We start from the raw sequence: 21,616 nt of genomic DNA on the forward strand, positions 1-21,616 counted from the left end.
GTTTGGCGGGGGGCCCACAGATCGCGCGCAAGTAAACAGGGCGCGGCGGCGCGCGTCCCGGAGGACGCGCGCGCTTCTGACCTAAACTGCTGATTTTACGCTGGTATCTTGACCAGGACCTCGGTCTGGCCGCCGGATTTGGGTTCAAAGGACGCCGATTTTGTCTTCGAACCATTGACTTCGAGCGAGATCGTCTTGGTCTTTTTGTCGCGCACGACCTGGACCTTGATGTCGGCGCCCAGCATCTTGAGCGAAGCCTGATAGCCATCCCAGTGGCTGGGCAGCTTCGGCCGGAACGTGATCTGCTTGCCGCGCCGTTCGATGCCCAGGATGCCTTCGACCGCTGCCCGGTAAAGCCAGCCCGCCGAGCCGGTGTACCAGGTCCAACCGCCGCGCCCGGCCTTGTCGTCCCCGGCATAGATATCGGCGGCCACCACATAGGGTTCAACGCGGTAGTGCTCGGTCGAGGCCTCGTCGAACGCATGGTTGACCGGGTTCAGCATGGAGAAGCAGCGATAGGCTTCATCGGTCTGCCCCATCTCGGCGAGCGCAATGACGAACCAGGTGGCTGCGTGGGTGTACTGGCCGCCATTCTCGCGAACGCCAGGCGGATAGCTCTTGATGTAGCCGGGATCCTTCTGCGTCTTCGAGAAGGGTGGCGTGAACAGTTTGACGATCTTGAGATGATCGTCGACGAGCAACTTCGTCGCCTGCTGCATCGCCGTGGTCGAACGCGCCGGGTCGCCCTCGCCAGACAGCACGCTCCAGGACTGGGCGATGGAGTCGATCTTGCACTCTTGCGATGTACGCGACCCCAAAGGCGTGCCGTCATCGAAACTGCCGCGCCGGTACCATTCGCCGTCCCATGCCGTGCTTTCAAGCGCCCGCTTCAGCGCGTCGGCATGCTTTGCCCAGGCCTGGGCGCGCTTGGTGTCGCCCTCGGTCCTGGCGACCGCGGCGAAGTCGCCCAGCGTCTTCAGCAGGAACCAGCCCAGCCACACGCTCTCGCCCTTGCCGTGCTCGCCGACACGGTTCATGCCGTCGTTCCAGTCGCCGCCAAGAATCAACGGCAGGCCGGCCGGACTGCTGCGCTTGATGGCAAGGTCGAGCGCACGCGCGCAGTGGTCGTAGAGCGAAACCGTCTTCTTCGAGATTTCCGGGGTGAAGAAGGCGTCGTGCTCGCCTTCGCCCAGCGCCTGTCCGTCGAGGAACGGCAGTTGCTCCTTCAGGATGGTGGCGTCGCCAGTCACCATGAGATAGCGGGCCGTGGCGTGGGCGAGCCATACCACGTCGTCGGAGATCAGGGTGCGCACGCCGGCGCCGGTACGCGGCAACCACCAATGCTGCACGTCGCCTTCCGGGAACTGCCGCCGCGCGGCGTTGAGGATCTGGTCGCGCGCCAGCGTCGGATCATGCGCCAGCAAGGCGAGCGTGTCCTGCAACTGGTCGCGGAAGCCGAAGGCGCCGCTTGCCTGATAGAAGGCCGAGCGGGCGCGGATGCGGCAGGCAAGGCTCTGATAAGGCAGCCAGTGATTGACCATGGCATCGAGCGCCTTGTCGGGCGTCTCGACCTGCATGGTGTCGAGGAAGGCGCGCCATTCGCGCTCATTGTCGGCCAGGCGCTGGTCGAAATCCTTGCCCCGGTGCTGCTGCACCAGCGCGCTCGCCTGCTCCGAGGACTCGGCATCGCCGAGCAGCCAGATGAGCGTGACGTCGCCGCCGGCCGGAATCTCGATGTCGCGGGCGATCGCCGCGCAAGGATCGTCTCCGGCCTCGACGCGGCCTGACAGGGCCGCGCCACTCAGCACCGCCTGCGGCAGTTCGCTGGACCCGTGCCGGCCGAGGAACTCGGCCCGGTCAGTCGTCACCGAGTGGACGCCGGTGTCGGCGGCGAGGAAGGCCACCCGCTCGCTGAAATCGAGCCCGTAGGGATTTTGCGCCAGCAACGCCCCGGTGGCACCGTCGCGGGACGGCACTATGGTTGCCGCGGTGCGCGACCGATGTCCGCCAAGAACCCATTCGGCATAGGCATAGACGCGCAGCCGGGCCGGTACCGGGCCGGAGTTCTGGATGCGCAGCCGCGTGATCTTCACCGGATCGATGGGATCGACGACATGGGTCAGGTCCATCGACAACGGTCCGCGCTTCGAGCGGAAGGTCGAGAAGCCCTGGCCATGCCAGGCCTCGTAGGTCATCGAGGGATCGCGCACCACCGCGGCGATCGGCGAGAACGCCTTGCCGCTGGCCTGGTCGTAAATATAGACGCCCTCGCCCGGCCGATTGGACACCGGGTCGTTCGACCATGGCGTCAACTGGTAGTCGCGGCTGTTGCGGCTCCAGGTGAAGGCAGCACCCTCGGCCGAGGTGTGGAAGCCGAACGAGGCGTTGGAGACGACGTTGATCCAGGGTTGCGGCGTGGTGCGCCAGCCAGCCAGGCGCACCACATAGTGCCGCCCGTCGCCGTCGAAGCCGCCGAAACCGTTCCACTGGTTGAGGCCGGAGCCATCGGCGCTGACGTCGGCCTGCGAGGCAAATGCATGCATTTGCGCTGCGGGCGCCGGAATTTCGCGCGGGCCCAGAAATCCTGCCGGCTGCACGCCGTCGCGTGCCTGCAGTGCGGCCGCCTCGGCCCGTTCTATCTGATCGAAGATGGTGCCGTTGCGCGTATGCAGCACAACCCGGGCGACCGCGAGCAGCGTCTTGTAGGTGGTTTCCTCCATCAGGTCGCGGCGTACCGCGAAAATGTGCTGGCGGGGTCCGAGTTCCTTGCCGCGCAAGCGGCTGTTTTCGCAAAGCGTCTCGACCGCGCGCTGCAGATCCTGGACATAGGAGGAAGCCTGCTCGTTGACGACGACGAAGTCGATCATCATGCCGCGGGTGCGCATATATTCCTGGAAGCGCAACGCCTGGGCAACGATCTCCAGATCGGCAACGTCGCCGATCCTGACCAGGAAGATCGGGTAATCGCCCGAAATGCTGGTCGGCCACAGGCTCGACTGCTTGCCCAGCCCGGAAGCGATGGACTCGGCCGGCAGCCGCAGGAACGGATCGGGATAGATCAGATAGCGCGCCAGCTTCTGCACATTGGCGGCATCGGTCAGGCTGAGGCCCATATGACGGGTCTGCACCTGGCTGCGCGTCCAGGCAAGCATGGCCTGGCGGGCAAAGCTCTCCTGATGGTCGAGCCGGTTTATCGCCTCCTCCAGCTCGGCACGGTCGGCCCCGACAACGGTCCAGAAGGTCAGTGATATCTTCTTGTTGGCCGGCACGCGCACCTGACGGCGCAGCGAGGCGATGGGATCGAGCGTGAAGCCGGAATGGCCGCCCAGCCGGGCGCCTGGATCGAAGGCGGCGGCATCGACGATGGTGCGGCCACGGCCGATGAAGGCGCGCCTGTCGGTCTCGGCCTCGGCATCACGCGCCGGTCCCGACGGATCGGTGACGAAATGCACCAGGGTGACATCGGGCTCGTTGGTTTCGCGCTTGCGGCGCGTGGCGAAGATCGCGCCATTGTTGGGAGCGATTTCCGTTTCCACGAACATCTTCGAGAAGGCCGGATGCGCATTGTCGGAAGCCTCCGAACCCAGCACCAGTTCGGCAAAGGACGTCACTTCGATGTGACGATCGGATGTGCTCTCATTGTAGAGCGTGATCCGGCGGCCCTCGCCATTGCCCTCGGAAATGACGATGCATTCCACCTCGGAGCGCAGCGTGCCGGCGGTTTTGACAAAGCTCGCCTTGTCATCGGAAAACAGGGTCTGCGCCGTTTCCTCGGTCGCGCGCCTAGGCTCCGATGTCGCCGACCACCAGTCGCCGGTGCTGACATCACGCAGGAAGATGTAGGAGCCAAGCCGATCCTCGACCGGATCGGGCTGCCAGCGGGTGACGGAAAGATCGCCCCAGCGGCTGTAGCCGGAGCCGGTCGCCGTCACCATCACCGAATAGCGGCCGTTCGACATCACATTGGTCGAACGCAGCGCCCGCACGGGATCGAGCACGATGCGGGTGTCGGGGCTCTCGGTTTCGGTCTCGTCCTTGGAGCGCTCGTCGGCCTCGGTGCGGACGGTGGCGGTCGGAATGTCGCGCGGCGCCCTCTCCTGCAGCAGCAGTTCGGCCGATTCAATGACCGGATCGCTGTGGAAGCGATCGCGCAGGCGACCTTCGAAGATGGCGTCGGCGACGGCGGCGATCGACATGCCCGAATGGTGGGCATAGTAGTTCAGCACGACCGCGTGGTTGGTGCCTTCCGGCACCCGCTGCGGCGTGAAGTCGACCGCATCATAATAGCCATGACGGCCAAGCGCGCCGATCTCGCGCAGCCGAGCCAGATTGTGCACTGCTTCGCGCGGGTTGAACTGCGCCGCCATGATAGTCGCATAGGGCGCAATTACCGTGTTCTGGCCAAGGCCACGCTTGAGCCCCAGCCCCGGCACGCCGAAATTGGTGTACTGATAGGTCAGTTCCCGGTCGCGGGCGTTGTAGGCGGCTTCCGAGATGCCCCACGGCACGTTCTTCTGGCGGCCGTACTGCATCTGGCGCTTGATGATCAGTTTGCTGGTCTGGTTGAGAATCGAGCCTTGCGGTTCCTTCATCACCAGTGGCGGCATCAGATACTCGAACATCGAGCCGGACCACGACATCAGCGCGCCCTGGAAGCCGATCTCGACGATCGGGCGGCCGAGCCTGAACCAGTGTTCGGTCGGCAGATCGCCCTTGGCGATGGCGAACAGGCTGGTCAGCCGCGCCTCGGAGGCCAGAAGGTCGTAGCAGCTTTCGTCGAGTTGATGTTCCTCGACCCGGTAGCCGATCGACAAAAGCTTGCGCTCCGGCCTCATCAGGAAGGCGAATTCCATCTCGAAGGCGAAACGACGGGTGCGCTCGCGCAAGGTGAGCAGCTTGGCACGCAGAGCCTCGACGGCGTTTTCGTCGCTGTGGGCGTCGTGGACGTGCGCCTCGCAGGTGGCTTCGAGCCTTGCCGCCCAGTCGACGATGACGTCACTCTGCGGCGATGCCGCCTCGGTGTGAATGGCGGTGGCGAGCTTGCGGATCTCGCCGGCCAGCACTGCCAGGTTGATGGTGCGGATCGAGGCCATTTCCGGCTGCGCCTTGATCGTGTCGACGGCGCGCCGCATGCCGTCGAGGCGATCGACAAGGCGTTGGCGCAACGGGCGCAACTGACGGCGGTCATCGGGCAGTTCATCGAGGCTTTCGCTCAGGATGGTCACGGTGTCGAGAATGCCTTCGAAATCGCCCTGGAGGTGAACGGAAGGCGCTTCCGCCCATTCGGCGCAGGCCGCCGCCACCGCCACAAGGTGACCGGCGAGATTGCCGCTGTCGACAGCCGAGATATAGAGCGGATAGAGCGGCTTGAGCGTCGTGGTGTCGTACCAGTTGAAGAGATGGCCGCGGCTGCGCGGCATGCTCTCGATGGTCGTCATGGTGGCATCGATGCGGGTGATGGCATCGGACAGGCTGATCCAGCCGAAATCGCGCGCCGAAACGACCGAGAGCAGGTAGACGCCGATATTGGTCGGCGAGGTGCGCGGCGCCACGACGGGCGCGGGGCTCTCCTGGAAATTGTCGGGCGGCAGATTGTGATGTTCTGCCGTCACGAAGGTTTCGAAATAATGCCAGGTGCGCCGCGCCACGGTGCGCAGCGTGTGGATATCGGCTGGCGATATGCGCAGCCGGTCCTCGGTTTCGGCGGAGCGGCTGATCCAGCTGGCGATCGCCGGCGAGCCGATCCAGAACAAGGCAAAGAAGAAGGCGACGAAGGCACCGGTGGAATCGGCCAGCACCGGAATGGCGAGGCCGACAAAGCCGATGATCACGGCGCCATACATCATGCCGTAATAGGAGCCGACATCGTTGTCGCCGGCCTTGTGCGCCTGCGAGGCGGTGCGCCATTCCAGGAGATTCTGCCGGCTGACGAACAGCCGGTACAGAGTGCGCACAATGGCATCGCCCATCATCCAGGCATTGTGCGCCATCAGCAGGATCTTCAGCGCCACCATGGCGGTGCCGAAGGCGACGTCGCGCGCCAGCGCCAAGAAATGGCCACGCGGCGTCTGGTCGCCGCTCTTGGGTAGGATGGCGTTGACCACGTCGAAGGTCGGCGCCATGAACAGGCTGAGGATCAGCAGTGCCTGCCACTGCGCGGCCTGGGTGAAGGGCAGCAAGGTCCAGCCGGCGATCGCCGCCATCACCCAGAAGATCGGCGTCAGCGAGCGGCGCAGATTGTCGACCATCTTCCAGCGCGACAAGGCCGGAACGCCTGAGCGGGGATTGAAGATGTAGCCCAAAAGCTGCCAGTCGCCGCGCGCCCAGCGATGGTGGCGCGAGGCGTCGACCGAGTAGCGGGTCGGGTAATCCTCGACCAGCTCGACGTCGGTGACCAGTGCGGCGCGCGCCAGAGCGCCTTCGAGCAGATCGTGGCTGAGGATGGTGTTTTCCTCGATGCGGCCCTGCAAGGCGGCCTCGAAGGCATCGACATGATAGAGGCCCTTGCCGGTGAAGGACCCGTCGCTGAAGACGTCCTGATAGAGGTCCGAAACAGCGAAGACATAGGGATCAAGGCCGCGATTGGCCGAGAACACGCGCTGGAAGAACGAGGCTTCGTCGCCGCTGGTGAGCGAAGCGGTGATGCGCGGCTGCAGGATGGTGTAACCGGCAGTGACGACGCGTCTGGTGGCGTCGAAATGCGGACGGTTGAGCGGATGGCAAAGCTTGCCGACAAGGCTCGATACCGCATCGCGGGTGGTGCGGGTATCGGCGTCGAGCGTCATCACATGGACGACTTTTTCCGGCAGCGGCACGTCGAGGGGCAGGAAGGTGGTATCGCTGTCGCCGCGCAGCAACAGGTCGAGCTCGTGCAGCTTGCCGCGCTTGCGCTCCCAGCCCATCCAGGCTCCCTGCGCCGCATTGTAGAGCCGGCGGCGGTGCAGGATGTAGAAGCGCGGCGCGCCTTCGGAGGGATAGCGCGCGTTGAGGCGAGCGATTTCGGCGCGGGCGAAGTCGAGGATCTCGGTGTCCGCCGCATCGATCTCGATCTTGCTGTCGGGCCAATCCGACAACAGCGCGAAATGAATCTCGTCCGCCAGATTGGCAAGGTAGTGCACTTCGATGTTGCGAATGTTCTCCTCGACATCGTCACGCGAGCCGATCAGCGACGGCACGACCACCAGGGTGCGCGCCTCGGGCGGCACACCGTGCCTGTAGTCGTAACCGATCAGACGTGTCGGCTTGAGGAACAGCGAGACCACGGTGTTGAAGAAAGCGAGCGCGCCTTCGCTGGCCGGCACGGCAAACAGAGCCAGCATCAGCACGATCGACGGCACCGACAGACCGAGATTGGAAAGGGCGTTGCCGGACAGGACGAGCAGCAGCACGGTGAGCGCGAAGACGGGCAGGACGATGCCCAGCCAGCCTGTCTTGGCGAAGGTCCGCTTGACCGTCTGGCTGATCGTGGGCCGATAACCGATCGCCTTTTCCAGCTCGAGCCGACGCGGGCCAACGACATAGAAACCGACATCGGTATGAGCGGATGCGGCCTGGGCGTCCACGCCTTCACCGCTCTCCGGGATGGTTTCACCGACGGCATGGCCGGCCAGCTCAATGGCTTTTTCGGCGACACGGTACTCCGACAGGTTCGAGCGGCGCGCCAGTTCCTCGATCGCGGTGCGGTATTGATCGCGCGAGAAGAAGTCGAGCGCGGCGAAATCGGTGCGCTCGCGCAGCACGGTATCGATGCGGCTGACGCCTTCGAACCAGACCGTCCAGTCGACATCGTTGATGAGGCGCAGGCCGCGGACGATGTTGCCGGTGGTCACATTGCCGCTGGACAGCGTCTGGTGCTCGGAAATGATGATTTCCTCGGCATCCGAGCCGGTCTTCTCGAGTTCGCCTTCCAGCCATTCCAGCGCCCTGCCGGCGTTCTGCGATCCGTCACGCAGGCGATAGAGAAGCTGAGTGGCGAAGGTGGTGTCGTGCGCATGGACGCTGAACTTGGCGAGGATTGCCTGCCGGTCCGGATTGTCGTCGGTCGCCAGCACCTTGTCGGCCACGTCGTTGGCGATCTGGCGCATCTGGCGGGTGCGGTTGACCCTGACGGCCAGGCGGCGGAGGTTCTCGATCAGCACGAAGCGCAGAAGGGACGGCAGTGCCCAGAGTTCGCCGATCTTCAACGGTTCGACCGACTGAAAACCCTGGACGATGGACTTGAACATGGTCGCCGAGACGGAACTGTCGGAATGCGCGACATAAGTCCAGGCCAGCGCCAATGCGCGCGGCACGGTGCCGCCATCGGGCAGTTTCAGCGTCGGCAATTGCCGATAGAAGCGGCGCGGCAGGTCGCGTTTGACCTGGAAAATGGTTTCTTCGATCAGGTAATTGTTGTCGAGCAGCCACTGCGCGGCCGGCGTGATGGTTTCGCCCCTCGCCTGCGCGGCATTGGTTGACCGGTAGACTTCGAGGATCTTCTTGGCGCTGTCACGGATACGGGCCTGGAAGTCGAACGGGATCAGACCGAACAGATCCGTCAGATCGCCCTTGGCCAGGCTTTCGCCGAGCAGCCGGAGCCGTTCCTCCGGCAGGTATGTCGATCTTATCGGCTCTTCCGTAATGGCTGGGAAGCTCGCGCTTGTCTTCTCGATCTGGGCTGGATTCGTCTGAATATTCATTGAAAATTCCGTAAGCGGGCACTCAGCGGCGTCACCGCCACGGCAATGGCCCTAAAACCGGTTCAAATGCAATTGGTTGCATCAACCCCTATGCCGAAAGTTTGTTTCCGCACCACGACAGGGCGCCATCTTTCGAGCAAACTCAAAGACGAGCGCCCCTCGCTCCCGTCAGGACCGATCGACGGGGAGGATTCGGGCTTTTTCGTGATGCCGGTGCCAGCTTACGCTATATTTCGCCGGCGTCGCGATCATGTTTGGAAACAGGCGGTAACCGTTGGCCCGAAACGCGTCAGGCCGCCTCGACTATCCGGATTACGAAAAGGGTCGCATCCGGGGCGGGCTGAACCCGCAAGACAGAGGCATCCGGCCCGAGCAGCAGGGTGTCGAGCGGCCCGAGACGAATGGGCGCGGCGCCGGGGAATATGGCATGGCCTCTGTGGCAAAGGATGACGGTGGAACCGGCCTCGGTCGGGATTTCCACAGGCGTCGAAATCGCCAAACGCTCGACCGAATGCAGCATCCGGCCGCGCCGGGTCATGACGTTGAGATCGGTGATCGGGCCGGCGATCAGCGCGGCACTGGTCGGCTGGTCGGCTGGAAAGGAAAATGGCTGGGAAGCCGCTGTCATCCGCTCCGGCGGACGGCCCGCGACATCAAGCACGATCCCCTCGCCTTCCAGCACCGACAGGGTGCGGTCGATGCCGGCAAAGCTGGAGAACGGCCCGCTGCCTTCGACCCGGGCCATCGAGACACGCCAGTCGAAATCGTCGAGCCCGGCATCATCGGGCGAGACGGCGATCTCGGTCGTCGTGCCGCCGCCGTTCTTCCACGGCATGACGCGGTAATCGGTGACACGAAGGGTGCGCATGACGTCAGCCGCTACCCGAGAATACCGGGCAGGTTGAGCTGGTGCTCCTTGGCGCATTCGATGGCGACGCCATAGCCGGCGTCGGCATGGCGCATGACGCCGGTCGCCGGGTCGTTCCACAGAACGCGCTCCAGCCGCCTTGCAGCATCCGCCGTGCCGTCGGCAACGATGACCATGCCGGCATGCTGGGAGAAGCCCATGCCGACGCCGCCGCCATGGTGCAGCGACACCCAAGTGGCGCCCGACGCGGTGTTGAGCAGCGCGTTGAGCAGCGGCCAGTCGGAGACCGCATCCGAGCCGTCTTTCATCGCTTCCGTCTCGCGGTTCGGCGAAGCGACCGAGCCCGAATCGAGGTGATCGCGGCCGATGACGACAGGCGCCTTCAACTCGCCCTTGGCCACCATTTCGTTAAAAGCGAGGCCCAGCCGGTGGCGATCGCCAAGACCGACCCAGCAGATGCGCGCCGGCAACCCTTGGAAGGAAATCCGCTCGCGCGCCATGTCCAGCCAATTGTGCAGATGGGTGTTGCCGGGGGTGAGTTCGCGCACCTTGGCGTCGGTCTTGTAGATATCCTCCGGATCGCCGGAAAGTGCTGCCCAGCGGAACGGGCCAATGCCGCGGCAGAAGAGCGGGCGGATATAGGCCGGCACGAAGCCAGGGAAGGCGAAGGCGTTCTCGAAACCTTCGTCCTTGGCGACCTGACGGATGTTGTTGCCATAGTCGAGCGTCGGCACCCCGGCGTTCCAGAACGCCACCATCGCCTCGACATGCTCGCGCATGGAGGCGCGGGCCGCGTTCTCGACCGCCCTGGGGTCGCTGACACGCTTCTCGCGCCACTCGGCCATCGTCCAGCCCTTCGGGAGATAGCCATTGATGGGGTCGTGCGCCGAGGTCTGGTCGGTGACCATATCGGGGCGGATGCCGCGCCGAAACATCTCGGGCACGATCTCAGCCGCATTGCCGAGCAGGCCGACGGACTTCGCCTCGCCGGCCTTGGTCCAGCGCTCGATCATTTCCATCGCCTCGTCCAGCGTCTCGGCCTTCTCGTCGACATAGCGGGTGCGCAGGCGGAAATCGATCGAATCCGGGTTGCATTCGATCGCCAGGCAGCAGGCGCCGGCCATGACGGCGGCCAATGGCTGGGCGCCGCCCATGCCGCCGAGGCCGCCGGTCAGGATCCACTTACCCTTGAGATTACCGCCATAGTGCTGGCGACCGGCCTCGACAAAGGTCTCGTATGTGCCCTGCACGATGCCTTGCGTTCCGATGTAGATCCAGGAGCCGGCCGTCATCTGGCCGTACATCATCAGGCCCTTCTTATCGAGGTCGTTGAATTTCTCCCAGGTCGCCCAGTGGGGCACCAGGTTGGAGTTGGCGATCAGCACGCGCGGTGCATCCGGGTGGGTGCGGAACACGCCGACCGGCTTGCCGGACTGCACCAGCAGCGTCTCGTCCTCGCCAAGCGTCTTCAGCGAAGCAACGATCTGGTCGAAATCGTTCCAGGTGCGCGCCGCCCGGCCGATACCGCCATAGACGACCAACTCGTTGGGGTTTTCGGCAACGTCAGGGTCGAGATTGTTCATCAGCATGCGCAGCGGCGCTTCGGTCGTCCAATACCGGGCGTTGAGCTTGTCGCCGCGAGGGCTGCGCACTTCGCGGATGTTGTGGCGAGGGTCGGTCATCATTGTCCCTTTCGGATGAGGCGGCGCATCAGCGCCCGGCCCAGTCAATGGCGCTTTGGAGGATCTGCGTCAGCGTGGCTCGGATCGGCGCGGCGAACGCGGCGTCGTAGGGCACGGGCCAATTGTCTGGCGTACCCTTCCCGTCTGGCTCGCGCATGTAGCCGCGGTTAGAGAGTTCCATCTGCAGCGCATGCACGCCCTGATGCGGCTGGCCGAAATGGCGCGTGATCCAGCCGCCCTTGAAGCGTCCGTTGACGACAAAGGTCTCACCGGTTTCGGCCATGATCCGGTTGACCATCGCCTGCAACGCCGGATCGGCGCTCTTGCCGTCGTTCGTGCCGAGGTTGAACACCGGCAGCGTGCCCTCGAACAGACGCGGCAGCACCGAGCGGATCGAATGGCAGTCATAGAGGACGATCTGGCCATGCAAGCTGCGCAACCTGTCGATCTCGGCCTGCAAGGCGGTGTGATAGGGTGCAAAGAACTTCTGGCGGCGCTCGTCGATTTCCGACGGCCCCGGCTCTTCGCCCTCGCGATAGAGCGGATCGCCGTCGAAGGTTTCGGTCGGGCATAGGCCGGTGGTTGCCTGGCCGGGATAGAGCGAGGCGCCGGATGGATCGCGGTTGACATCGATGACGGTGCGCGAGATCGCGGTGTGCACGATGGTCGCGCCAAGGTCGGTCGCGAAATCATAGAGCTTGTCGATCCACCAGTCGCAATCGCGGCGGCCGAGCCATGGCGAGATAAGCCGGTTTTCGAGGCCAGCGAGGTCGATGCCGGTGTGGGGGATGGAGACCAGCAGCGGCGCGGTGCCTTGGGTGATGGTGAGCCAGGAAGGCGAGGTCATGAGAGACCTCCGTAAGTTGGCGCTCTACGGCGCCCCCCTCTGCCCTGCCGGGCATCTCCCCCTCTTGGGGGGAGATTGGCTGTCACGCGGGCTTTCGCCAATCGCCGGCGTTGGAGGAAGAGCGGCGCCAAAGAATCTGCTAATCTCCCCCCTTGAGGGGGAGATGTCCGGCAGGACAGAGGGGGGCGCGACAGAACGCGACCTGTGGCGATTGGCGTTCTCACGATGCAATCCCCGGCAGCGCCACCGCGCTCGCGGCCTTCACGGTCGCACCGCTGCGCACCATGGCAATCGCCTTTTCCATGTCGGGGTGAAAATGCCGGTCATTGTCGAGATGCGGCACCTCGGCGCGAACCAGCTTGCGCACGGCTTCCAGCGCCGCACTCGAGGCCAGCGGCTGACGGAAATCGCAGCCTTGCGCGGCCGCCAGCAATTCGATGCCGATCACGGCCGTCGCATTCTCGACCATGCCGATCAGGCGACGCGCGCCATGCGCGGCCATCGAGACATGGTCTTCCTGGTTGGCCGATGTCGGGATGGAATCGACGCTGGCCGGATAGGCTTTCTGCTTGTTTTCCGAAACGAGTGCCGCCGCCGTTACCTGCGGGATCATGAAGCCGGAGTTCAGACCGGGCTTGGGCGTCAGGAAGGCGGGCATGCCCGACAATGCAGGATCGACCAGCATGGCGATGCGGCGTTCCGACAGCGAGCCGATCTCACAGACGGCAAGCGCGATCATGTCGGCGGCGAAGGCCACCGGCTCGGCGTGGAAATTGCCGCCCGAAAGTGCCGTATCGTCCTCGGCGAAGATCAGCGGATTGTCGGTGACGCCATTGGCTTCGGTCTCGAGCGTGTCGGCGGCCTTGCGCAGGACATCGAGCGCGGCGCCCATGACTTGCGGCTGGCAACGCAGGCAATAGGGATCCTGCACCCGTTCGTCGCCGACCCGGTGCGACTCGCGGATGGCGCTGCCGGCCATCAGATTGCGCAGCGCGTCGGCGGTCTCGATCTGGCCACGGTGCTTTCTCAAAAGATGAATGCGCGGATCGAATGGAGCGTCGGAACCCTTTGCCGCATCGGTCGACAGCGCGCCGGCGACAAGCGCCGACTGGTAGAGCACCTCGGCATCGAACAGTGCGGCCAGCGCATAGGCGGTGGAAAACTGCGTGCCATTGAGCAGTGCCAGGCCTTCCTTGGCGCCCAATGTCACGGGCTCCAGCCCATGCGAGACGAACGCGACCTTGGCCGGGAAGCGGCCATGCGGGGTAAAGCATTCGCCGACGCCGATCATCACCGCCGTCATGTGCGACAGCGGGGCAAGGTCGCCGGAGGCGCCGACCGAGCCTTGCGCCGGCACCACAGGGATGACGTCATTGGCCAGCATCGCTTCGAGCAACTCGATGGTTTGCGGGCGCACGCCGGAGGCGCCCTGCGCAAGGCTCGCAAGTTTCAGCGCCATCATCAGCCGGGCAATGGCGACAGGCATCGGCTCGCCGACGCCTGCGGCATGCGAAAGCACGATGTTGCGCTGCAGGGTCTCGAGATCCTCGGCGGGGATGCGCACGCTGGCCAGCTTGCCGAAACCGGTGTTGATGCCATAGACCGGCTCACCCTTGGCAACGATGCGCGCGACAGCTTCGGCGCTCGCCTCGATTTTTGGGCGGCAGGCATCGTCCAGTTTCGGCACGGCGCCACGATAGACGGCACGCCAGTCGGACAGCGTCGCATTGCCGGGCTTCAGGGTCAGTTCAGTCATTGTCCTCTCCAGATACGGGCATGCAGCGGGTTGAAGCCCATGCGGTAGACGAGTTCGGCCGGGCGCTCGATGTCCCAGATCGCCAAGTCGGCGGATTTGCCCGGCACCAGCGTGCCGATCTCGTCGAGCAAGCCCAGCGCACGCGCGGCTTCGCGGGTAACGCCGGCAAGACATTCATCGACCGTCATGCCAAACAGGGTCGCCGCCATGTTCATGGTCAAAAGCAGCGAGGTCAGCGGCGAAGTGCCGGGATTGTTGTCGGTGGCCACAGCCATCCTGACTCCATGCTGGCGGAACAGGCCGATCGGCGGCTTCTTGGTCTCGCGGATGAAGTAATAGGCGCCGGGCAGGATCGTCGCTACGGTCCCCGCCTCGGCCATCGCCATGGCGCCCGCCTCGTCGGTGTATTCGAGATGATCGGCCGACAATGCGCCATAGTGGGCGGCAAGTTCAGCGCCATGCAGGTTGGACAGTTGGTCGGCGTGGAGTTTTACGGGCAAGCCGAGCGCCTTGGCCTTGTCGAAGACGCGAGACATATGCCCGGTCGAAAAGGCGATGCCTTCACAGAACCCGTCGACGGCATCGGCCAAGCCTTCGGCGGCGACGCCGGGAAGGATCGTTTTGGCGACGAGATCGATGAAAGCATCCTTGTCGCCCTTGGCTTCGGGCGGCAGCGCGTGGGCTGCGAGGCATGTGGTGCGGATCGTCACCGGGCGTTCATTGCCCAGCTGTCGCGCGGCGCGCAGCGATTTCTTCTCGTTTTCGAGATCGAGCCCATAGCCCGACTTTATTTCAACTGTGGTGACGCCCTCGGCAATCAGCGCATCGAGGCGCGGCAGCGTCTGGGCGACCAGCTCGTCCTCGCTGGCGGCACGCAAGGATTTGACCGACGAGACGATACCGCCTCCTGCCCTGGCGACCTCTTCATAGGTGGCGCCGGCCAGCCGCATCTCGAACTCGTTGGCGCGGTTGCCGGCATGGACGAGGTGGGTGTGGCAGTCGATCAGGCCGGGCGTGATCCAGCGGCCCTCGCAATCGATTATCTCGCCTTGGGCAAACGCCGAGGGCATCCCGGATTCCGGACCGGCATAGACAATGCGGCCATCACGCGCGGCGAGCGCACCATGCTCGACGATACCGAGATCGGCAGAATTTTCAGCCATGGTCGCCAGACGCGCATTGCGCCACAGGCGAAGCCCCCCTGCCCGGCTTTTGCTCTCTACGGCCATCATCTTTTCCGTTTCAATTGGCGGTAATTATGTATATACATATTGAAACGCACTGCAAGTGCCATCATCGCATACGAGACCGGGAAGCGGAGAGAAAAGTGACCGAAATCTTTGCGGAACAGGCGCTTCTTCCCAATGGCTGGCACGACAATGTGCGGATCACTTTCGCCAGTGGGCGCATTGCAACGGTAGAGCCTGAAGCCGCCGCATCGCCCGGTGACGAACGCCATTCCATTCTGCTGCCAGGCATGCCCAATCTGCACAGCCACGCCTTCCAGCGCGGCATGGCCGGGCTCGCCGAGTTGCGCGGCCCCTCCGCCGACAGTTTCTGGAGCTGGCGCGAGGTGATGTACCGCTTCGCGCTGTCGATGACTCCCGATCAGGTCGAGGCGGTGGCGGCGCAGCTCTATGTCGAAATGCTGGAGGCCGGTTTTTCCCGCGTCGGCGAATTTCATTATCTGCACCATGACCGCGACGGAAAACCCTATGCCAACCTAGCCGAAATGGCCGAGCGCATCGCTGCCGCCGCCGGTGAAACGGGGATCGGCCTGACACTGCTGCCGGTGTTTTACGCGCACTCCTCTTTCGGCGGCGTGCCTCCTAACGAAAGCCAAAGGCGATTCATCAACGATGTGAACCGGTTCGCCCGGCTTGTTGAGAAAAGCCGGGAAACTGTTCGCTCTTTGAATCGAGCTGTCGTCGGCGTCGCGCCGCACAGTTTGCGGGCCGCGACGCCTGAGGAACTCACGGCGGTTGCGGCCGTGGCGCCAAACGGGCCGATCCACATCCATGTCGCCGAGCAGGTGAAAGAAGTCGAAGACTGCCTTGCCTGGTCCGGCGCGCGTCCGGTCGAATTTCTGCTTGGGGCTGCCGATGTCGACCAGCGCTGGTGCCTGATCCATGCCACCCATATGACCGACGCCGAAACGGTTGGCATGGCCAGGAGCGGCGCCATCGCCGGCCTTTGCCCGATCACGGAAGCCAATCTCGGCGACGGCACCTTTGCCGCGCCATTGTTCAGGGAGCATGGCGGGCGCTTCGGCGTCGGCTCCGATTCCAACGTGCTGATCGGCCTGCCCGACGAATTGCGCCAGCTCGAATATTCGCAGCGCATCGCGCACCGCGCCCGCAATGTGCTTGCGGTGGCCGGCGGCTCGACCGGCCGCGCCCTGTTCGACGCGGCGCTCGAAGGCGGTAGCGTCGCGCTTGGCGCAGGCGCATCGCAAATCGCGCCTGGTGCATCGGCCGATCTCGTCTCGCTCGACGCCGGCAATCCCTCGCTGGCGGGCAAGACCGGCGATGCGATCCTCGACGCCTGGATCTTCGCCAACGGCAGCAAGGTCGATTGTGTCTGGGTGCATGGCAGGAAACAGGTCAGCCGCGGCAGGCACGCCAGGCGCGAGGCTATCGCCGAACGGTTTCGCAGCGTGATGACCGCGCTTTCCGAGGGTTGACCCAGATGAGCATGGCCGAACCGGCGGAGACAGACGACAGCGAGACAGTCTCGCTGCATCAGCGCATCCTTTCCGACATCCGCGAAAAAATCCTGTCCGGCACCTGGGCGCCCGGGCACCGTATCCCGTTCGAACATGAGCTGACCGCCGAATACAAATGCTCACGCATGACGGTGAACAAGGCCCTGTCTCAGTTGGCCAAGGCAGGTTTGATCGAGCGCCGCCGCCGGTCGGGCAGTTTTGTCCGCCAGCCGCAATCGCAGGCAGCCGTGCTGGAACTTCACGACATCAGGATCGAAGTCGAGGCGCTCGGCCTGCCCTACCGCTACGAGCGTCTGGAACGCCTGAAGCGGCGCAGCAATGTGGAAGACAGGGCGTTGCTCGGACTGGCCGCCGCGGGTTCGGTGGTATGGATCGAGGGCCTTCATTTTGCCGGCGAACGGCCATTCGCGCTCGAACAACGCCTGATCAATCTGTCGGCGGTTTCGGAAGCCGGGGACGAAGAGTTTCTGGAAATCGCCGCCGGGCCCTGGCTGATCGGCCGCGTGCCGTGGAGCGAGGCCGAGCATCGGATACGCGCCATGAGCGCTGATGATACCATCGCCGACGCGCTCGACATCGATCCCGGCGCGCCCTGCCTGGTGGTCGAACGCCGCACCTGGAGCGCCGAGCACCCGGTCACCCATGTGCGCTTCATCTATCCGGCGGAAAGTCACACGCTGGTGGCAAGGTTCACGCCGTCGCAGGGGTGATTTTCACCCTCCCCCTCGTGGGTCCCACAAGGGGAAGGTAGAAACGCCTCAAATCGCGGCCGTAATAATAATCTCGACCAGATATTCAGGGCCGGCGAGCTTTGCTTCGCCGGTGGCGCGGGCGGGCGTGTGGCCCTGCGGCGCCCACTTGTCCCATTCGGAATTCATCTCGGCGAAGGTGCCCATGTCGGCCAGCCAGATGATCGCCTGGACGATCTTGGTCTTGTCGGTGCCGGCCTTGGCCAGCAATTCGTCGATGGTGGCCAGAATATCACGGGTCTGCGAGGCGACGTTGCCGCCGGGTTCGCCGACCTGGCCGGCCAGATAGACGGTGTTGCCGTGGATGACGATCTGGCTCATGCGCGGGCCAACATCGATGCGACGAATGCTCATTGCGAGGTTCCTTCCGTTGTGGTCGCGCCTCTTTAGAGTCGCCATCCGCTTCGGGCAAGGCTGCCTGAACCGAAACCGCTTGAGCCAATCGCTCCATCCAGGGCCAGGCACGTACAGGGCGAGTTGACCACCGCGTCGCAATTCCGCCGGATTGACTTGTTGACTAATGTAATAACATCACATATCCAAGCGGCCGCACCTAGCCGCATTTGGCTTCCCACGGAACGATATGACCCAGACCTGCCTGACATTCCGTGACCTGACGCTGGGCTACAACAGCCATCCCGCGATCCATCACCTCGACGGCGCGATCCGCAAGGGCTCGCTGACGGCCGTGGTTGGGGCCAATGGGTCCGGCAAGTCGACGCTGATGAAGGGTATTGTCGGGGTGCTGAAGCCGATGGCCGGAGAGGTGATCCGCGCGCCGGGCGTGCGGACGGCTTACCTGCCGCAGCAATCGGAACTTGATCGCTCCTTTCCCGCCCGCGTCGTCGATCTGGTCTCGCTCGGCCTGTGGCCGAAGCGCGGCATGCTTGGCCGCTACACCAGGGAAGATCGCGACGCCGTCAGCCAGGCTTTGATGGCCGTCGGCCTCGGCGGCTTCGAGAAGCGGCCTATCGACACCCTCTCCGGTGGCCAGTTGCAGCGCACTCTGTTTGCCCGCGTGCTGCTGCAGGATGCCGAACTGATCCTGCTCGACGAGCCGTTCAACGCGGTTGACGCCAAGACGGTCGGCGACCTCATTGCCTTGATCAAACGCTGGCACGGCGAAGAGCGCACCATCATGGTGGTGGTCCATGATCTCGATCTGGTGCGCCAGAATTTTCCCGAAACGTTACTGCTTGCCCGCCAGCCGGTTGCCTGGGGCGAGACCCGGGAGACGCTGAAGCCGGAGAACCTGCTGCGCGCGCGCCGCTTCCACGAAGCCTGGGAAGAGAACGCGCCCTGGTGCGAGCCTGACGAGCACGCTCATGGCCATGACCACGATCATCATGGCCACGACCATCATGGCCACGATCATCACCACGGCGCCGGACCGAGGGCCGCCTGATGGACGCGCTCTACGGACTCTTCATCGCCCCCTTCGCCGATTTCGGTTTCATGCAGCGGGCGCTGTTCGGCTCGCTGATGCTGTCGCTCGGCGCCTGCCCTATCGGCGTCTTCCTGATGCTGCGGCGCATGAGCCTGTCGGGCGACGCCATGGCGCACGCCATCTTGCCGGGTGCGGCCGCCGGTTTCCTGTTCTACGGGCTGGAGATCCTGCCGATGACCGTAGGCGGGCTGATCGCCGGCATCATCGTGGCGCTCGGCGCCGGTGCCGTCTCGCGTTTCACCATCCAGCGCGAGGACGCGTCGATGGCGGCCTTCTACCTGATTTCGCTCGCCATCGGCGTGCTGATGGTGTCGATCCGCGGCTCCAGCGTCGATCTCATGCATGTGCTGTTCGGCACGGTGCTGGCGCTCAACAACGAGGCTTTGACGCTGATCGGCGGCATCGTCGCGGTGACGCTGGTCAGCCTTGCCATCTTCTGGCGGGCGCTGGTGGCGGAATGCCTCGACCCGCTGTTCCTGCGTTCGGTCAGCCGCATGGGCAGCCCGGTGCATTTCATCTTCCTCGGCCTCGTCGTTCTCAATCTGGTTGGTGGCTTCCAGGCGCTCGGAACTTTGCTTTCCGTCGGACTGATGATGCTGCCGGCGGCAGCCGCGCGCTTCTGGACGGCGCGCGTCGAGCCGATGTGCGTGCTGGCCGTGCTGATCGGTTTTGCCTCCTGCATCGCCGGACTGCTCCTGTCCTACCACGCCTCGCTGCCGTCCGGTCCAGCCATCATCCTGTCGGCCGGCGTCGTCTATTTCGCCTCGATCCTGTTCGGCACGCGCGGCATTCTGCGCGCCCGCATCATCCATCACCGTCACAGAACGGCCTGATCCCCCGCCCCTAAAAGGAGACCCCTTATGCTGAAATCGATCCGTGCCGCCCTGGCGATGAGCGTTATAACATTAACCGCCTTTGGGGCGTCATCGGCCTTCGCGGCGCCGCTGAAAGTGGTCGCCAGCTTCACCGTCATCGCGGATTTCGCCAAAAACGTCGGCGGCGACCGTGTCGACATCATCACCATCGTTGGCCCCGATGGCGACGCCCATGTCTACGAGCCGAGCCCTGCCGACGCGGTCGCCATGGCCAAGGCCGACATCGTTCTGGTCAACGGCCTGCACTTCGAAGGTTTCCTGCAGCGGCTGGTCGATGCCAGCGCCACCAAGGCCTCGATCATCACCTTGACCAAGGGCGTGACGCCGATCGATTTCAAGCCTGAATTCGCCGACGCCGACGCGGCCGAGGGCGCCGGCACCGGCGGCGGCAAGACAGTCACCGACCCTCACGCCTTCCAGTCGATCGCCAACGCCAAGATCTATGTGAAGAACATAGCCGAGGCCTTCTGCGCGGCCGACAGCGACGGCTGCGTCGCCTATCAGACCAATGCCGCCGCCTACACCAAGAAGCTCGATGCGCTGGATGGCGAAGTGAAGGCGGCAATCCAGTCGATCCCCGAGGCGAAGCGCGTCGTCATCACCTCGCATGATGCCTTCGGCTATTTCGAACACGAATACGGCCTGACCTTCCTCGCTCCGCAAGGCATCTCGACCGATTCCGAACCGTCGGCCGCCGACGTCGCCAAGCTGGTCGAGCAGGTGAAGCAGGACAAGGCCGCGGCGATCTTCGTCGAAAACATTACCAACCCGCGCCTGATCGAGCAGATCGCCAGCGAGACCGGCATCAAGATCGGCGGCACGCTCTATTCGGACGCGCTGTCGCAGCCGGACGGCCCAGGATCGACCTATATCAACCTGATGCACAACAACATCCGTCAGATCAAAGGCGCCATTCTCGGCAGCTGAATCTGATCTGCCGTCCAGCCGGGCCATATGGCCCGGTTGGATTTTCCGGCGCGCGATGTCTATTTGGCAGAGAATTCCGTCGAAGCGGATTGCCGCCCTTCTCCCGGAGTGGCAAGACTTTCCACCAAACCAGATTGCGAGGATATCAGCCATGGAATATCGCCAGATCAGCGAAGACTATTCGGTCTCGGGCCAGATCCAGCCCGAGGATGTCGCCGCCATCAAGGAAGCCGGCTTCAAGAGTGTGATCTGCAACCGGCCGGACGATGAACAGCCCGGCCAGCCTTCGGCGGACACGCTCAAGGCAACGATCGAAGCCGCCGGTCTCGCCTTCCGCTACATCCCGGTGATCAGTGGCCAGATCACGCGAGAGAATGTCGACGACCAAGCCGAGGCGTTGGATGAGCTCGAGGGTCCAGTCTTCGCCTATTGCCGCTCCGGTGCGCGCTGCACAAACCTGTATGGGCTAATCCAGCAGTCGAAAGGCTAGATCGGCAGCGCGCCGGTTTCCTTCAAAGTTTCCAGCACAATCGCCGTCTTCACATGCTGTACCGATTCGTGCGGCAGGAGCACGCCGTTGACGAACTCGGACAATGATTTGAGGTCAGGCGTCACCACCTTCAAAATATAATCCATCTCGCCGGTCAGCGCGTGTGCCTCCTGCACTTCCGGCAGCCGCGCCACCAATTCGCCGAAGCGCCGGGCGTTGTCGCGATTGTGGGTGGCCAGCGTCACCGAAATGACGTTGACCAGCGAGAAGCCGAGCCTGTCGCGGTCGAGCACGGCGCGATAGCCCTTGATATAGCCATCCTCCTCCAGTCGCTGGCGGCGGCGCGAGCATTGCGATGCCGAGAGGTTCACCCGTTCGGAGAGATCGTTGTTGGTGAGCCGCGCATCGCCCTGCAAAAGCGCCATTATCTTGCGATCAAACTGATCGATACGCGCGTCATCCATGGTTTTTTCTCGCTTCATGCATGCTTCGCGCATGACATCATCATTTCAAGCGTTTGAATGCAAGCACCATGCACCGGCTCCGCGTTATCATGGCGTCGGATGGCCCTT

At 64.0% G+C, this 21,616-nt stretch carries 14 protein-coding genes; 6 read left to right on the forward strand and 8 right to left on the reverse strand.

Annotated elements, in window-relative coordinates; genetic code table 11:
• Positions 1-95: 95 nt before the first annotated feature.
• The 6 genes from LB536_RS05350 to hutI all read right to left on the reverse strand — a co-directional run bounded on the left by LB536_RS05350 (position 96) and on the right by hutI (position 15,060).
• Entirely contained in the window at positions 96-8,678 is an 8,583-nt protein-coding gene (locus LB536_RS05350; protein WP_224590382.1) for a GH36-type glycosyl hydrolase domain-containing protein, read from the reverse strand.
• Positions 8,679-8,967: 289 nt separating this feature from the next.
• The gene (locus LB536_RS05355; protein ID WP_224590383.1) at positions 8,968-9,546 is read right to left on the reverse strand and encodes a HutD family protein; all 579 of its coding nucleotides are present in this window, start codon (positions 9,544-9,546) and stop codon (positions 8,968-8,970) included.
• A gap of 11 nt (positions 9,547-9,557) precedes the next feature.
• Complete coding sequence (gene hutU / locus LB536_RS05360) at positions 9,558-11,231, reverse strand: urocanate hydratase (protein WP_224590384.1); 1,674 nt, start codon at positions 11,229-11,231, stop codon at positions 9,558-9,560.
• 25 nt (positions 11,232-11,256) lie between these two features.
• Complete coding sequence (gene hutG / locus LB536_RS05365) at positions 11,257-12,075, reverse strand: N-formylglutamate deformylase (RefSeq protein ID WP_224590385.1); 819 nt, start codon at positions 12,073-12,075, stop codon at positions 11,257-11,259.
• A gap of 220 nt (positions 12,076-12,295) precedes the next feature.
• Positions 12,296-13,831 (reverse strand): histidine ammonia-lyase, encoded by a 1,536-nt coding sequence (gene hutH / locus LB536_RS05370; RefSeq protein ID WP_224590386.1) that lies wholly within the window; start codon positions 13,829-13,831, stop codon positions 12,296-12,298.
• Positions 13,828-15,060, reverse strand: coding sequence for an imidazolonepropionase (gene hutI / locus LB536_RS05375; RefSeq protein ID WP_224590387.1), 1,233 nt, complete (start codon positions 15,058-15,060; stop codon positions 13,828-13,830). The genes hutH and hutI overlap by 4 nt, the downstream gene beginning before the upstream one ends.
• Before the next feature lie 98 nt (positions 15,061-15,158).
• Between hutI and LB536_RS05380 the strand changes: the two genes are divergently transcribed.
• Entirely contained in the window at positions 15,159-16,514 is a 1,356-nt protein-coding gene (locus tag LB536_RS05380) for a formimidoylglutamate deiminase (RefSeq protein ID WP_224590388.1), read from the forward strand.
• Positions 16,515-16,519: 5 nt separating this feature from the next.
• Positions 16,520-17,266 carry a histidine utilization repressor gene (gene hutC, locus LB536_RS05385; protein ID WP_411966532.1) on the forward strand — a complete coding sequence of 249 codons (747 nt, stop codon included), beginning with the start codon at positions 16,520-16,522 and terminating at the stop codon, positions 17,264-17,266.
• A 48-nt stretch (positions 17,267-17,314) separates the two neighbouring features.
• On the opposite strand, the gene LB536_RS05390 is transcribed toward hutC, so the two are convergent.
• Positions 17,315-17,659, reverse strand: a complete 345-nt coding sequence (locus tag LB536_RS05390; protein WP_224566651.1) for a RidA family protein — start codon at positions 17,657-17,659, stop codon at positions 17,315-17,317.
• Between the two features lie 229 nt (positions 17,660-17,888).
• On the opposite strand from LB536_RS05390, the gene aztA reads away from it, so the two are divergent.
• From aztA to LB536_RS05410, 4 genes are all read left to right on the forward strand, one after another.
• Positions 17,889-18,710, forward strand: coding sequence for a zinc ABC transporter ATP-binding protein AztA (aztA, locus tag LB536_RS05395; RefSeq protein ID WP_224590389.1), 822 nt, complete (start codon positions 17,889-17,891; stop codon positions 18,708-18,710).
• Entirely contained in the window at positions 18,710-19,585 is an 876-nt protein-coding gene (gene aztB, locus LB536_RS05400) for a zinc ABC transporter permease AztB (RefSeq protein ID WP_140755593.1), read from the forward strand. The genes aztA and aztB overlap by 1 nt, the downstream gene beginning before the upstream one ends.
• Positions 19,586-19,612: 27 nt before the next feature.
• Positions 19,613-20,554, forward strand: coding sequence for a zinc ABC transporter substrate-binding protein AztC (aztC, locus tag LB536_RS05405; protein WP_224590390.1), 942 nt, complete (start codon positions 19,613-19,615; stop codon positions 20,552-20,554).
• 151 nt (positions 20,555-20,705) lie between these two features.
• A complete protein-coding gene (locus tag LB536_RS05410; RefSeq protein ID WP_224590391.1) occupies positions 20,706-21,044 on the forward strand; it encodes a TIGR01244 family sulfur transferase in 339 nt (112 codons plus the stop codon).
• On the opposite strand, the gene LB536_RS05415 is transcribed toward LB536_RS05410, so the two are convergent.
• On the reverse strand, positions 21,041-21,508 hold the full coding sequence (locus LB536_RS05415; RefSeq protein WP_140755596.1) for an Lrp/AsnC family transcriptional regulator: 468 nt from the start codon (positions 21,506-21,508) through the stop codon (positions 21,041-21,043). The genes LB536_RS05410 and LB536_RS05415 overlap by 4 nt on opposite strands.
• Positions 21,509-21,616 lie beyond the last annotated feature (108 nt).

The sequence above is a fragment of the Mesorhizobium sp. ES1-3 genome, assembly GCF_020164795.1.
Classification (GTDB): Bacteria; Pseudomonadota; Alphaproteobacteria; order Rhizobiales; family Rhizobiaceae; genus Mesorhizobium.